This is a genomic window from Halomonas sp. IOP_31 (assembly GCF_021151495.1).
Taxonomy (GTDB): Bacteria; Pseudomonadota; Gammaproteobacteria; order Pseudomonadales; family Halomonadaceae; genus Modicisalibacter; species Modicisalibacter zincidurans.
Window position 1 is genome coordinate 1 of record NZ_JAIRBP010000001.1, and the last position, 13,389, is coordinate 13,389.

General features: G+C 64.0%; 14 protein-coding genes. All 14 read left to right on the plus strand.

Annotated features, from left to right (window positions below; translation table 11 throughout):
- The first annotated feature begins 312 nt into the window (after positions 1 to 312).
- Entirely contained in the window at positions 313 to 945 is a 633-nt protein-coding gene (locus tag K7I12_RS00005; RefSeq protein ID WP_031383629.1) for a DUF1326 domain-containing protein, read from the plus strand.
- A 17-nt stretch (positions 946 to 962) separates the two neighbouring features.
- Entirely contained in the window at positions 963 to 1,745 is a 783-nt protein-coding gene (locus K7I12_RS00010) for a DUF2182 domain-containing protein (protein ID WP_031383628.1), read from the plus strand.
- Positions 1,746 to 1,877: 132 nt separating this feature from the next.
- Positions 1,878 to 2,078, plus strand: coding sequence for a hypothetical protein (locus tag K7I12_RS00015; RefSeq protein ID WP_031383627.1), 201 nt, complete (start codon positions 1,878 to 1,880; stop codon positions 2,076 to 2,078).
- 100 nt (positions 2,079 to 2,178) lie between these two features.
- Positions 2,179 to 2,946: an AraC family transcriptional regulator gene (locus tag K7I12_RS00020; RefSeq protein WP_031383626.1), complete on the plus strand. Its 768-nt coding sequence runs from the start codon at positions 2,179 to 2,181 to the stop codon at positions 2,944 to 2,946.
- 140 nt (positions 2,947 to 3,086) lie between these two features.
- Positions 3,087 to 4,166 (plus strand): biotin synthase BioB, encoded by a 1,080-nt coding sequence (gene bioB / locus K7I12_RS00025; protein ID WP_345473576.1) that lies wholly within the window; start codon positions 3,087 to 3,089, stop codon positions 4,164 to 4,166.
- Positions 4,167 to 4,178: 12 nt separating this feature from the next.
- Positions 4,179 to 5,429 carry an 8-amino-7-oxononanoate synthase gene (gene bioF, locus K7I12_RS00030; protein ID WP_231662512.1) on the plus strand — a complete coding sequence of 417 codons (1,251 nt, stop codon included), beginning with the start codon at positions 4,179 to 4,181 and terminating at the stop codon, positions 5,427 to 5,429.
- Positions 5,426 to 6,193, plus strand: coding sequence for an alpha/beta fold hydrolase (locus tag K7I12_RS00035; protein WP_231662513.1), 768 nt, complete (start codon positions 5,426 to 5,428; stop codon positions 6,191 to 6,193). The genes bioF and K7I12_RS00035 overlap by 4 nt, the downstream gene beginning before the upstream one ends.
- Positions 6,190 to 7,011, plus strand: a complete 822-nt coding sequence (bioC, locus tag K7I12_RS00040) for a malonyl-ACP O-methyltransferase BioC (RefSeq protein WP_031383622.1) — start codon at positions 6,190 to 6,192, stop codon at positions 7,009 to 7,011. The genes K7I12_RS00035 and bioC overlap by 4 nt, the downstream gene beginning before the upstream one ends.
- A gap of 2 nt (positions 7,012 to 7,013) precedes the next feature.
- Positions 7,014 to 7,742 (plus strand): dethiobiotin synthase, encoded by a 729-nt coding sequence (gene bioD / locus K7I12_RS00045; protein ID WP_031383621.1) that lies wholly within the window; start codon positions 7,014 to 7,016, stop codon positions 7,740 to 7,742.
- The gene (locus K7I12_RS00050; RefSeq protein ID WP_231662515.1) at positions 7,729 to 9,078 is read left to right on the plus strand and encodes an adenosylmethionine--8-amino-7-oxononanoate transaminase; all 1,350 of its coding nucleotides are present in this window, start codon (positions 7,729 to 7,731) and stop codon (positions 9,076 to 9,078) included. The genes bioD and K7I12_RS00050 overlap by 14 nt, the downstream gene beginning before the upstream one ends.
- A gap of 198 nt (positions 9,079 to 9,276) precedes the next feature.
- Positions 9,277 to 10,359 (plus strand): TRAP transporter substrate-binding protein, encoded by a 1,083-nt coding sequence (locus K7I12_RS00055; RefSeq protein ID WP_231662518.1) that lies wholly within the window; start codon positions 9,277 to 9,279, stop codon positions 10,357 to 10,359.
- Positions 10,360 to 10,448: 89 nt separating this feature from the next.
- On the plus strand, positions 10,449 to 11,021 hold the full coding sequence (locus tag K7I12_RS00060; RefSeq protein WP_231662520.1) for a TRAP transporter small permease: 573 nt from the start codon (positions 10,449 to 10,451) through the stop codon (positions 11,019 to 11,021).
- A complete protein-coding gene (locus tag K7I12_RS00065) occupies positions 11,018 to 12,295 on the plus strand; it encodes a TRAP transporter large permease (RefSeq protein WP_231662521.1) in 1,278 nt (425 codons plus the stop codon). The genes K7I12_RS00060 and K7I12_RS00065 overlap by 4 nt, the downstream gene beginning before the upstream one ends.
- Positions 12,296 to 12,302: 7 nt before the next feature.
- Positions 12,303 to 13,337 (plus strand): histone deacetylase family protein, encoded by a 1,035-nt coding sequence (locus K7I12_RS00070; RefSeq protein WP_231662523.1) that lies wholly within the window; start codon positions 12,303 to 12,305, stop codon positions 13,335 to 13,337.
- Positions 13,338 to 13,389: the final 52 nt, after the last annotated feature.

The following is a 13,389-nucleotide window of genomic DNA, read 5'->3' on the forward strand; positions in this document are numbered from 1 at the left end:
GAGCTGCTGCCGGACCCGTTCCAGGGCCTCGTCGACGTTGATATCGCTGATGGTCATGTCACCGCATAGACGTGCCGAAGGATCAGGCACACTATGCCAAAAAAATCAGGTGGTTGGCGACCCTAATTCAGAACCACCTGAATAGTTACAAATAGTCAGGATTGGCGGGTCACAGACGGCCGGCGTGGCGAGGAGTGAACTACATTGATAAAGATGGGCAGAGGTCTCTGTCCCTCGATTGCTTACAACAAACATACTCCGACAGCGCCGAGCCTTGGACGACTCGACTCCAGGTCGGGGGAGGCTTCGACCATGGCACGAGTAGATTGGCGTCTCGAGGGGGAGTGGCTCAAGAACTGCAACTGCGCGTTCGGCTGTCCCTGCGATTTCAATGCGCGGCCGACCCAGGGTGAATGCAAGGGCCTGCTGGGCATGCATATCACCAAGGGTCACTACGAAAATACCCACCTGAACGATCTGAGCTTCTTTGTCGTCGTGCACTTTCCCGGTCCGCTACATGAAGGCAACGGGCAGGCACAGCCGGTCATCGATGAGCGAGCGAGCCCGGAGCAGCGCGAGGCGCTGTTCGAGATCCTGTCCGGGAAGCACTCGGCGGAAGGGACGTTGTTCCATATCTTCAGCCTCATCGTGACCCAGATGCACGACCCGGTCTTCGCGCCCGTGACGTTCGAATTTGACGAACCTGGCCGAACCGCACGTCTGTCCATTCCCGGCGTACTCGAAACCCATGTGGAACCGATCAGGAACCCGGTGACCGACAAGCCCCATCGCATTCGGGTGGTTATGCCGGAAGGCTTCGAACACATCGAGGGCGAAATTGCCTGCGCCACGATCCAGAGCAGTGGAGCGATTGCGTTCTCCACGCAGGATTCGCACAGCACGCTGGCGCATGTCGTGCAGACGCCTGAAGGCGTCGAGTCCTAGCGCAAGCGAGATCGGCAATGGCGATGTCGGTGTTCGAAAGGGCGCTGCGACATGACCGCGCCCTCGTGGCGACCATGCTGTTGATGGTCGTCGCCCTGAGCTGGGCCTATCTGCTGGCCGGGGCAGGCGCCATGCTTGGGATGGAAGAGGGCGAGGGCGGGATGGCCATGACTCTGACGTCGTGGACGCCCGCCCATGCGCTGCTGATGTTGCTGATGTGGGTCGTCATGATGGTGGCGATGATGCTGCCTGGCGCCGCGCCGATGCTGCTGCTCTTCACGGCCATTGGCCGAGCGAGGCACTCCCCGGGATGGCGCATGGTCGCATCGGGAATGTTCGTGCTGGGCTATATCGCCATCTGGTCAGCGTTCAGCCTGGCTGCGGTCGCGCTGCAGTTCGCCATGGAGAAGGCCGCGCTGCTTTCACCGATGATGCAGACGACGAGTACGGCGCTGGCGGGTGCAGTGTTGATCGCTGCCGGCGTCTATCAATGGACGCCACTCAAGCATGCCTGCCTCAGGTATTGCCGCTCGCCCCTGGAGTTCGTACTCACGCATTGGCGGGAAGGGCTGCGCGGTGCGTTCGCGATGGGCTTTCGCCACGGTATCTACTGCCTCGGCTGCTGTTGGGCGCTCATGTTGCTGCTGTTCGTCGGCGGCGTCATGAATCTGGCGTGGATCGCCGGACTTGCACTGCTGGTGCTAATAGAAAAGTTGGCGCCTGCCGGGTATTGGATTGGACGAGTTACCGGCGCCGGGTTGGTGATATGGGGCATCGCTGTTTTATTGACGATCCGCTGATCTGCGCTGAGATCGATGATTTGCAACCTGCCGGTATTTGTCGCCCTCCTGCGACTCCCGGTAACGGTACGTTTACCGATATGCTGGTGGGGTACTGCTCATGCGAGATTCATAGAAAAAGAGGAGAACCTCATGCGACAGTGGATGCCAACGACCGTGATTCTTCTGGCTGGCTTGTTCGTGGCCGGCTGTAGCTACACGCCGGCTCGCATCGATCCGGAGCCGATCGTCGAGGTGGGCGACGGTCATCAGGACCGGGAAGGCGATCGCGATCACGATCACCGCGATGGGGGGTTCTGCCCGCCCGGCCAGGCCAAGAAGGGGAACTGCTGAATCGAACGTATAACGTGGAATTTCCGTCGGCTTCTGTCCCGGCGCCGGCGGGGTATGGTAGGGGATTGGCCTCGGTCGAAACCTTGAAGCCGGCAATGTCATGGCATTCTTCAATCTGCGTAGCTGTACGCTGACCCCGCAATACATCGCCCACGAACATGCCTTTCACCAGTTGATTCTGGCGACGTCGGGCGTGACCGAGTTGACCATCGAGGGCCGCGGCGAGCGGATTACCCGCGAGCGAGGCTGCCTGATACCCTCCACCTACCATCACGAATATACCGGCGACGGTCAGAATCAGACCCTTGTGCTCGACGTGCCGCTGGTCAATCTGGCGCTGGTGTCGTGCGCCGACGAGGTCGAGCGACTGTTCGAGAGTCCGCGCTTCTTCGCCGTGCCTGCGCAGTTGCACCGCCTGGCCGAGGGCGTTCTGCCCCAGGTTGCCCTGCATCCGGCGCTGCACAGCGAGATCGCCACGCTGATCCTGCGCGCGCTGTATCTCAACCTGCATGACGAGTCGCTGGCGCCGATTGCAGCGTGCAGCGAAGGGCGCGAGCGCATCGAGCTGGCGCGCATCGAGCGTTATATCGATGCTCACCTGAGCGAGCCGATCCGCGTCGATGCGCTGGCGGCGCTATGCGCGCTGAGTCCCGGCCACTTCCACGCCTGCTTTCGCGAGTTGCTGGGCATGACGCCGCAGGCCTATGTCCAGCAGCGCCGCCTGGCCCATGCGCGTAGCTTGATCGAACGCACCTCGCGCTCGCTGGGCGCCATTGCCGCCGAAGTCGGCTTTCTCGATCAGGGCAGCTTCTCGCGCGCCTATCGGCGCACCTACGGGGTGCCGCCGTCGCTGCATCGGCGCCACTGATCGCGGCATCTGGATACCCAATGCCGAGAATCGCGGGGCATGGCGTTTCTAGATTCTGTCAACCTCAGTATACATTGAAGTTTACTGCGCAAGATGGCACTATCCTAGTCAACTTTATTGTTCGTATAGGGTTGACTGTGATGATGGTGAGGTATCAGGCGACGCAAGCCCAGGAAACGCTCTCGCGTCACGACTGGCGGCGGGAAGAGATCCAGGCGCTGCTGGAATTGCCGTTCAATGATCTGCTGTTTCAGGCGCAAGGCGTGCATCGGCGGTACTTCGATCCCAACGCCGTGCAGATCTCCACGCTACTCTCGATCAAGACGGGCGCCTGTCCCGAAGATTGCAAGTACTGTCCGCAGTCGGGACATTACAACACCGGGCTCGAGCGCGAGAAGCTGATGCAGGTCGAAGCCGTGCTGGCAAAAGCGCGCAAGGCCAAGGCGGTCGGCGCCAGTCGCTTCTGCATGGGCGCGGCGTGGAAAAACCCGAGCGCCAAGGACATGCCTTACGTTCTGGAGATGGTACGCGGCGTGCGGGAATTGGGGCTCGAAACCTGCATGACCCTCGGCATGCTGACCCGGGATCAGGCCGAACGGCTCAGCGAGGCCGGACTTGACTACTACAACCACAACCTCGATACCTCGCCGGAATACTACGGCGAAATCATCACCACGCGGACCTACGCGGACCGGCTCGAAACCCTCGACCACGTGCGCCAATCGGGGATGAAGGTCTGTTGCGGTGGTATTCTCGGCATGGGTGAAAGTGTCGACGATCGCGCGGGGTTGCTGGAGCAACTCGCCAACCTGCCGGCGCATCCCGAGAGCGTACCGATCAACATGCTGATCCGGATCCAGGGCACGCCGCTGGAGCATGTCGAGGATCTCGATCCCATCGATTTCATCCGCACCGTCGCCGTGGCACGCATCCTGATGCCGGGCTCCCATGTGCGCCTTGCCGCCGGCCGCGAACTGATGAACGACCAGACCCAGGCCATGGCGTTCTTCGCCGGGGCCAACTCGATCTTCTACGGCGAGCGCCTGCTGACCGCCCAGAACCCCCAGGCCAACCACGATCGACGCTTGTTCGAGCGCCTCGGGCTGCACCCCGAACGGCGCGAGGAAGCCGATGACGCTGCCTGCGAGGCGGCGATCCAGGAGAGCATGGCGCGAGCCCGCATCGATGCCATGGTGACCGATGCGGCGGCACAGCCTTGAGCCCGTATCGCCGTGCGTAAGAGCCCGCGTTCACATCACGACAGCACACTCGACGATGTATTGGCGTCGCGACTGGCCCGCCAGCACGAACGTCACCGCTATCGGCGACGGCGCACCACCGTCGGTATCGGTCCTCGTTTCCAGCGCGAGGGGTGCGAATGGCTTGCGTTCTGCAGCAACGACTATCTGGGACTGGCGGGCGACCCGCGCCTGGCCGAAGGATTGGCCGAGGGCGCGCGGCGGTTCGGTACCGGCGGCGGTGCATCGCATCTGGTCTGCGGACACAGCGAAGCGCACGCTCGCCTGGAGGCGCGGCTGGCCGAGTGGACGGGATGTCAGCGCGCGCTACTGTTCTCCAGCGGTTATCAGGCCAATCTCGGCGTTTTCTCGGCATTGCTCGGACGCGGCGACTACGCGTTGCACGACCGATTCAACCATGCCTCGCTGTTGGATGGCACCCGGCTCGCCGGGGCGCGGTTAATGCGTTTTGCGCATGGCGATGCGAAAGACTGTGGTCAGCATCTGGCCATGCTGGATTCGGCTCGACACAAGCTGGTCATCAGTGACGGTGTGTTCAGCATGGATGGCGACGTCGCCGATCTCGCCGCGCTGGCCGAGCAGTGTTCGCGGCATCGGGCCTGGCTGATGGTCGATGATGCCCATGGCTTCGGCGTGCTCGGCGCCAACGGTGGAGGCACGCGGCAATCGCAGGGTATCGATCCCGCTGTCGTGCCGGTGCTGGTCGGCACCCTGGGCAAGGCGTTGGGGACACAGGGCGCCTTCGTCGCCGGCAGTGACGCGTTGATCGAAGCGTTGATCCAGTTCGCTCGACCCTACGTCTATACCACCAGTCTGTCGCCGGCACTGGCCTGGGCCACGCTGACCAGCCTCGATATCGTGCGCGACGAACCCGAACGGCGGGATCACTTGTTCACACTGGTCGAGCGTTTTCGCAACGGCGCCGTGGGACTGAGCGCGTTCGGACTGCACCTGATGCCTTCGCGGACACCGATACAGCCGCTGGTGATCGGCTCGACCCGCGAGGGCGGCGACAACGCTGTCGCGGCGCTGAAACTGGCGTCAGCGCTGGAGGCGGCGGGCATTTGGTGTACCGCCATCCGCCCGCCGACCGTGCCGGCCGGCACTGCCCGGTTGCGCATTACGCTTTCGGCGGCCCATGACGTTGCCGATGTCGACCGGCTGCTGGAAGCGCTCCATGACTGCGCACGTCGGCTGGGATCGGCGCAGGAGGCATCAACATGAGGGAAGACACGCTGATACTGCTACCCGGATGGGCACTCGCCCCATCCCCCCTGGAACCGCTGGTGCGGGCATTGCAAAAGCGTCTCCCCGGCCTGAGCGTCCTGTGTGCGGGCTATCCCGAGCTGACCAGTCATCGTCCCGAGAGCTGGGTAGCCGTGCTCGACCGCGAGCTGCCGCAGGACGCCTGGCTGGCCGGCTGGTCGCTGGGCGGCATGCTCGCCACTGCGCTGGCCCAGTGGCGAGGCAGGCAGGTACGGGGACTGATCACTCTCGGCTCAAATGCCAGTTTCGTCGCTCGCCCCGGCTGGCCCGAGGCGATGGGGACGGAGATCTTCGTAGCGTTTCGCGGCGGTTTCCAGCATTCGCCCGCCAGGGCATTTGCCCGGTTCGCGCAATTGAGCGCGCAGGGCGGTCGTGACGCCCGCCGCCTGGGAAGCGAGTTGCTCCAGGCGCTCCAGGCCACACCACGGGATCAGGCACTGGCCGGGCTCGCGCTGCTGGACGAACTCGATCTGCGTGACGTCCTTGGTCAGCTGCGCATTCCCCAGTTGCATCTGTTCGGCGACAACGACTTGTTGGTGCCGGCGGCGGCGCGCCGGGCCATCGCCAAACGACTACCGAGCCTCGGTCGCACCGAGTTGCTTTCGGGAGTCGGTCACGCCTTTCCGCTGGAACGCGCGGACGAGACCGCCGAGCGGATGGCGATGTTTCTAAATCAATCAGGCCAGGGGCAATCGGGTCAGTGGAGCGGGGCGTCGACATGAGCGTACTGCGGGGTCTTCCTGGATTGTCGGCGTCACGCCAGCGCCGAATCGCTGAGAACTTTTCCCGTGCGGCTGAACACTACGACGATGCGGCACAGTTTCAACGCCAGGTCGCCGATGAGTTGCTGTCCTGTCTGCCGGTATCGTGCCGCCCCCGTGCGCTGTTGGATGTCGGCTGCGGTACCGGCTACGTGGTTTCCCACTTGGCTTTACGCTTCGACGCCACTGCCATCGGGCTCGATCTGGCGCCGGGCATGTTGGCCGAGGCCCGGCGACGCCATGACCACCTGGCGATCCAATGGCTGACCGGCAATGCCGAGCGGCTACCGCTGGCCGGACGCAGCCTCGACCTGGTTATCTCCAGCCTGGCGCTGCAGTGGTGTGACCTCGAACGCTTCCTTGCCCAGGCGGCGCGGGTGCTACGTCCGCATGGCTGGCTTGCCTTCACCACGCTATGCGAGGGCAGCCTGAGTGAACTGCGAGAAGCATGGCAAACGGTGGATGGCGGCCGACACGTCAACGATTGCTTGCCGGAAGCGGCGCTACGCCAATCGCTGGCGTCACCCGGCTGGCGACTTCAGCGGTTCGATCTCACGACACGGCGTATCTGGCATGACGATCTGGCCGAAACATTACGCGCGCTCAAGCGCATCGGTGCCAACACGGTGACCGGAGAGCCGGCTTCCAGCGGCCTGGCGGGGCGACGGCGTTTCGCCCGGCTCGAAAGCGCCATTGAGACGTTTCGCGATACGTCCGGCATTCCCACCCGTTACCGCGTGGCCACTGTGCTGATGCAGCGACTCGACGCTCAGGATTGATCATGCCCAAGGCATTCTTCATTACCGGCACCGACACCGATGCCGGCAAGACCCTCGTGACCAGCGGCCTGTTGGCTGCCGCCCGGCACCAAGGATTGACCACCGCCGGTGGCAAGCCGGTCGCTTCCGGCTGCGAGCGGACGGTGGAGGGATTGCGCAATGCCGATGCGCTGGCGATTCAGGCGCAATGCCGGCCGGCGCTGGACTACGACACGATCAATCCGGTCGCCTTCGAACCGGCGATAGCGCCGCACATCGCTGCCGCGGAAGCCAACGTCGCGCTCTCGGTATCCGCGCTGGCAGCGCCCATGCGGGCCCTGCTGGCGCGCGAGGCCGACCTGACTTTGATCGAAGGTGCCGGTGGCTGGCGGGTACCGCTCAATGAACGCGAGTCGCTGTCGGATCTCGCCGTCGCCCTGGCGCTGCCGGTAATAGTTGTGGTCGGCGTACGGCTGGGGGCGATCAATCATGCCCGGCTGACACTGGAAGCGATCCGGCATGATGGGCTGCCGGTGGCGGGGTGGGTGGCCAACGGGATCGATCCCCGCATGCCGCGTCGGGAAGAAAACCTGGACTCGCTGGCCGGCTGGCTCGGCGAGGAGGGCGGCGTGCCCTGCCTGGGCGTCGTGCCCTGGCTAGCGACGCCTGCACCCGAACGGGCCGCCGACTGGCTCGAACTCGAACCGCTAATCCACGCAACACCGCCACGGAAGACCCATGAATCGCAATGACGACTGGATGCAGCGGGATCTCGCCAGTTTGTGGCATCCCTGTACGCAGATGAAGGATCACGAGACCCTACCGGTCGTGCCGATCCGGCGCGGCAAGGGCGTCTGGCTGGAGGATTTCGAAGGCAAGCGCTACCTGGATATCGTCAGTTCCTGGTGGGTCAATATTTTCGGACACGCCAACGAACGCATCAACGCGCGCATCAAGCAGCAACTCGACGAACTGGAACACGTGATCCTATCCGGCTTCACCCATCGACCGGTGATCGAGCTCTCGGAAAGGCTCGGACGGCTGGCGCCCACCGGTCTGGGGCACTGCTTCTATGCCGACAACGGCTCGTCGGCGATCGAGATTGCGCTCAAGATGAGCTATCACTACTGGCGCAATGTCGGTCGACCCGAGAAGCGACGCTTCCTGACCATCACCAATGGCTATCATGGCGAGACGTTGGGGGCACTGTCGGTAGGGGACGTGGCGCTTTATACCGATACCTATCGCCCGTTGCTGCTGGACGTGATCAAGGTGCCGGCACCCGACGGTTTCGGCCTGCCAAGAGAGCAGTGGGTAGAGCAAGCCAGGGCATGCTTCGTTCACATGGAGCGGGCTCTCGAACGCCATGCCGGCGAGCTGGCGGCGGTGATCGTCGAACCGCTGATTCAGTGCGCCGGGGGCATGCGCATGTACCCGCCGGAGTACCTGACCTGGCTGCGCGAAGCCTGCGATCGCTACGGCGTGCAACTGATCTTCGATGAGGTCGCGGTCGGTTTCGGCCGCACGGGAACGCTTTTTGCCTGTGAGCAGACCGGGGTTCGACCCGACTTCCTGTGTCTTTCCAAGGCGTTGACCGGCGGTTATCTACCGCTCTCCGTGGTGATGACCAGCGATGATGTCTATACCGCGTTCTACGACGACTACGCCACCCTCAAGGCATTTCTGCATTCCCATAGTTATACCGGCAATCCGCTGGCCTGCGCCGCCGCCTTGGCGACGCTGGATATCTTCGAACAGGACGACGTGATCGCCACCAACCGCGGGAAAGCCGCCCAGATGGAGCGTCTTGCCGCACCGTTGCGCGAGCATGCCCATGTCGGCGACGTGCGCCAGACCGGGATGGTTCTGGCGATCGAGATGGTCAGGGACAAGGCGAGTTTGAGCCCCTACGATTTCCGTGAGCGGCGCGGGCTGCGGGTGTTCCGTCATGCGCTGTCGCGTGGCGTCATGCTGCGCCCGCTGGGCAACGTGATCTACTGGATGCCGCCCTACGTGATCACCCCCGAAGAGCTGGAGCTGGTGGCGGAAGTCACCCATGAGGGGCTGGAGATTGCCACCGCCGATTGAGCCGTAGCGGCATAGGCACCACCGACAGCCATCGCCTGCTGCTCGGCGTGGCGCTTTCGCATACCGCGCGGCACGTTTCCAGAGTCTCGGGCAAAAACTGCCGAGCCCCGGGCAAGCTGCACATGCGGTAATTGGCTAGGCTAAGTAGCAATCGTTCTCGATGAACGCTACAACAACAAGCCAAGCAAGGAATCCCTCATGTCGCTACGCAATCTCTTCGCTACCGGTGCCGCGCTAGCCGCACTGCCGCTTGCCATCTCGCTGAGCACCGCCGCCCAGGCCCAGGAATACGAGATGGCGATCGCCACGCTGATTCCCGAAAACCTGAGCAACAACAGCATCTATCCGGCCCTGGTGCACTTCAAGGAGCTGGTCGAGTCGCGTACCGATGGCGACGTCACGGTCTCGATCTTCGGCGGTGGCCAGCTGGGCTCGGAAGTGGAGACCGGCTCGCAGGTGCAGGCCGGCGGCCGTGCGCTGCAGTCGACGATTCTCACCTCGGGGGCGATGTCGTCGTTCTACGGTGACTATCAGGTAGTCACCGCGCCGTTTTTGTTCAAGAACTGGCGCCAGGCCTGGGCGTTCTTCGACGGCGAGTGGTTCGCCAACTTCATGAAGGGCACCGTCGAAGCCGCCGACATGCGCTACCTGGGCACCTTCGATGACGGCGGCGGCTTCGTCGCCTTCACCAACAACGAGCGCCTGATCAAGACCGTCGACGATCTCAAGGGCCTGAATATTCGTACCGAGGAGAACCCCGCCCACGTCGCCATCATGCGAGCGCTGGGCGCCTCGGCCACGCCGCTGCCGTGGGGCGAGCTGATCACCGCGCTGGAAACCGGCCTTGCCGACGGTCAGTTCAACGCCCCGGTGATCAATACCACCTACGGGCTCGACGAGGTCACCGACTACACCACGCTCACCGGCCACGTCTACAACAGCGCCAGCTGGGTGGTCAGCGAGGCCTGGTATCAGCAATTGCCGGAAGCGTACCAGCGGGCGATCACCGAGTCGGCCCGCGAGGCGATAACGCTCAGCCACGGCGCGTCGGCGGCACTGGCCACGGCCAGCTGGCAGAAGTCCTGCGAGCTGTTCAAGGAGTGTTACATCATGCCCACCGAGGAGCGCGCCAAGATGGCCGAGATCGCCCGGCCGGCGTGGAAGACATGGATCGTCGACGACTACGGCATGGATGCGCAACTGGTCGACGACATGCTTGCCGAAGTCGAGTCGCTGGGCGAATCGCTGCCCGAGCAGGCGTATCAGCGCTACGGTCAGTAACCGAGCGCTGATGGCCTAGACGACGACCGGGCCATACCCCGGTTGTTCCCTCTTTCCTGGCTGCCGGGCGCAGCATTCGGGGCGATTCCATGGCGATATTGGCAACCACGCGGCGTGTCAGCGACGTCGTCAACACGGCCTGCATCGTGATCTGTGTAGGCTGTGTGCTGGGCATGCTGGCGATCTCCTTCGTCGGCTTTCTGTATACCCTGGCCACCGGTTCGGCGTTGAGCTGGACCTACTCCCTGGCCCGATTGTTCCTGCCATGGATCGGCCTGGTCTCGATCACCATCGCGCTGCGCTCCGGCGAGCATGTGGCGATGACGCTGCTGGTCAGGCTGCTGCCCGCGCCGCTGGTCAAGGCTTCGGCGATCGCCACGCTGGCGGTGATGGCGTTCTTCGCGCTGCTGATGGTCTGGTACGGCTGGGGATACTTCCTCAACGCCACCCAGGTCTACATGGTCTCGGACAACATCCAGATCTCGTATCGCTGGACGGCGGTGACCGTGCCGCTGACCGGGCTGATCTTCCTGCTGCACCTGGTCTACGGCTTCGAGCTGCTCGAACACTTCAGCGACGAGAATGCGCTGATCGACGAGGCGTTGGGCGATGCGGACAGGGATGACGCCGAACTGGACAGCAACCGGGAGGTCCGGACATGAGCGTTGCGATCGTAGCCTTCGTGGTGGTGCTGCTGATCGGCGCTCCGGTGGCCGTGGTGATGGCGATCTCTGGGGTCGCCGGGGTCTATTCGCTGGGCGGCGAGCGGATGGTGGGGATCATCGCCGATCGCATGTTCTCGGGGGTATCCGGCTACATGCTGATCGCCGTGCCGTACTTCATCTTCACCGCCGAGCTGATGAACCAGGGCGGATTGACGCAGAAGCTGATCACCTTCAACAATGCGCTGCTGGGCCGCGTGCGCGGCGCGCTGAGCCACGTCAATGTCACCGTGTCGCTGTTCTTCGCCGGGCTCACCGGCGCGGCGATCACCGATACCGTGGCGATCGGCAAGATCATGATCCCCGAGATGAAGAAGCAGGGCTACGACGCCGAGTACGCCGCGGCGATCACCGCCTGCTCGTCGATCATCGGGCCGATCATCCCGCCCAGCGTGGTGATGGTGGTCTACGCCACGCTGCTTCGGGACATTTCGGTGATCGATCTGTTCGCCGGCGGCATCCTGCCCGGCGTGTTGATGACCGTGGCGCTGCTGGTCGTCAGCATCGTGATCTCGTGGCTGCGCGGCTATCCCAAGCAGGGCGCCACGCCGCTCAAGGTGGCGATCCTGGCCTTCCTTTCGGCGCTGCCGGCGTTGCTGGTGCCGCTGATCATCCTCGGCGGCATCCTCTCGGGGCTGACCACCATCACCGAGGCGTCGGGGTTCGCCGCGGTCTACGCCATCGCCATCGGCTTCGTGTTCTACCGCAACCTGACGCTGCACAAGGTGTGGGAGGCGCTGGTCACCACGGTGCGCTTCTCGGGAGTGGTGTTCTTCCTGCTCGCCACCTCGGCGGTGCTCGGCTGGTTCGTCACCCGTTCGGGGATCGCCCGCGACGCCGCCGAGCTGATCACCACGTTGAGCGACGTGGCCTTCGTGCAGATCATGCTGGTCTGCCTGCTGCTGATCGTCATCGGCACGGTGATGGACGTGCTGCCGGCGCTGGTGGTGATCGGCCCGGTGGTGGTGCCGGCGATGGTCAGCCTGGGCTTCGACCCGCTGCATTTCGCGATCGTCATGATCGTCACGCTGAACATCGCCAACGTCACGCCGCCGGTGGGCATGACGCTGATGACCGCGGCGCGGATCGCCCAGGTGCCCTACGAGCGGGCGATCATCGCCTCGCTGCCGTTCTACGCCGCGTTCATCAGCGTGGTGGTATTGCTGGCGCTGTTCCCGGCGCTGTCGACCTGGATTCCCAGCCTGCTCGATTGAGGTGGTCATGAAGTACTTCTATTCGCCCCGGCAGGATCGCCATGCCCCGGAGACTTTCCTGCTACGGGGCGCGCCGGCGCCATCGCCCGAGGGGCCGGTGCGCGCCGAGCTGCTGGGCCGTGGCATCGGCATGGCCGGCGGGCGCCTCGAGGCGCCCGAGCCGGCGGGTACGCCGCGCCTGCGCGAGCGTCTCATGCGGATCCACACGCCGCGCTACCTGACCTTCCTCGAGAGCATCCATGCCCGCTGGCAGGCACTGCCGGGCGCCGCCGAGCGGGTTGCGCCCAACGTGCATCCGACCGGCGGCGGGCATCACTATCCCGAACATCCGATCGGCCAGGCCGGCTGGCACATGCACGACATGGCGTGCCCGATCGGTGCCGACAGCTTCGCCGGCATCCTGGCCAGCGCGGCGAGCGCCGAGGCCGCCGCCGAGGCGGTGCTCGATGGCGACGACACGGCCTATGCGCTGTGCCGGCCGCCGGGCCATCACGCCGGACCGGAGCGCGCCGGCGGTTTCTGCTTTTTCAACAATTCAGCGCTCGCGGCGAGCGTGCTGCGCGAACGCTTCGCGCGGGTCGCCATCGTCGATGTCGACCTGCATCACGGCAATGGCACCCAGGACATCTTCTACGCGCGCGGTGATGTCTGGACCGGCTCGCTGCACGCCGACCCCAGTGGTTTCTATCCGTTCTTCTGGGGCGGCGCCGAGGAGCGCGGCGAAGGAGAAGGGTTGGATTGCAATTTAAATATACCGTTATCTATCGGTAGCAATGGAGTCGTCTTCCTGGATGCCCTCGAGTGCCTGCTGGGCGATATGCAAGCCTTCGTCCCCAATGCCATGGTCATCGCGCTGGGCCTCGATGCCCACAAGGACGACCCGCTGGCCGGACTGAGCCTGGAAACTGCTGACTTCGCGCCGCTCGGCGCACGCTTGGCCGCGCTCGATCTGCCTTGCGTGGTGGTTCAGGAAGGCGGTTACCCGACGGCCAGTCTGGAGCATAACCTTGCCGCGTTTCTACGCGGTTTCAACACCAACTGAGCCGGCATGCATCGCCGGAAACCAGCGCTTTGTTCATCGTTTCATTCGACAG

What these genes read in the sequence shown, in the direction of transcription:
- K7I12_RS00065 (WP_231662521.1), top strand. Translation starts at nt 11,018, where the DNA reads ATGAGCGTTGCGATCGTAGCCTTCGTGGTGGTGCTGCTGATCGGCGCT.
- K7I12_RS00005 (WP_031383629.1), top strand. Translation starts at nt 313, where the DNA reads ATGGCACGAGTAGATTGGCGTCTCGAGGGGGAGTGGCTCAAGAACTGC.
- K7I12_RS00070 (WP_231662523.1), top strand. Translation starts at nt 12,303, where the DNA reads ATGAAGTACTTCTATTCGCCCCGGCAGGATCGCCATGCCCCGGAGACT.
- K7I12_RS00060 (WP_231662520.1), top strand. Translation starts at nt 10,449, where the DNA reads ATGGCGATATTGGCAACCACGCGGCGTGTCAGCGACGTCGTCAACACG.
- K7I12_RS00055 (WP_231662518.1), top strand. Translation starts at nt 9,277, where the DNA reads ATGTCGCTACGCAATCTCTTCGCTACCGGTGCCGCGCTAGCCGCACTG.
- K7I12_RS00015 (WP_031383627.1), top strand. Translation starts at nt 1,878, where the DNA reads ATGCGACAGTGGATGCCAACGACCGTGATTCTTCTGGCTGGCTTGTTC.
- bioD (WP_031383621.1), top strand. Translation starts at nt 7,014, where the DNA reads ATGCCCAAGGCATTCTTCATTACCGGCACCGACACCGATGCCGGCAAG.
- K7I12_RS00050 (WP_231662515.1), top strand. Translation starts at nt 7,729, where the DNA reads ATGAATCGCAATGACGACTGGATGCAGCGGGATCTCGCCAGTTTGTGG.
- bioC (WP_031383622.1), top strand. Translation starts at nt 6,190, where the DNA reads ATGAGCGTACTGCGGGGTCTTCCTGGATTGTCGGCGTCACGCCAGCGC.
- K7I12_RS00010 (WP_031383628.1), top strand. Translation starts at nt 963, where the DNA reads ATGGCGATGTCGGTGTTCGAAAGGGCGCTGCGACATGACCGCGCCCTC.
- K7I12_RS00020 (WP_031383626.1), top strand. Translation starts at nt 2,179, where the DNA reads ATGGCATTCTTCAATCTGCGTAGCTGTACGCTGACCCCGCAATACATC.
- bioB (WP_345473576.1), top strand. Translation starts at nt 3,087, where the DNA reads ATGATGGTGAGGTATCAGGCGACGCAAGCCCAGGAAACGCTCTCGCGT.
- K7I12_RS00035 (WP_231662513.1), top strand. Translation starts at nt 5,426, where the DNA reads ATGAGGGAAGACACGCTGATACTGCTACCCGGATGGGCACTCGCCCCA.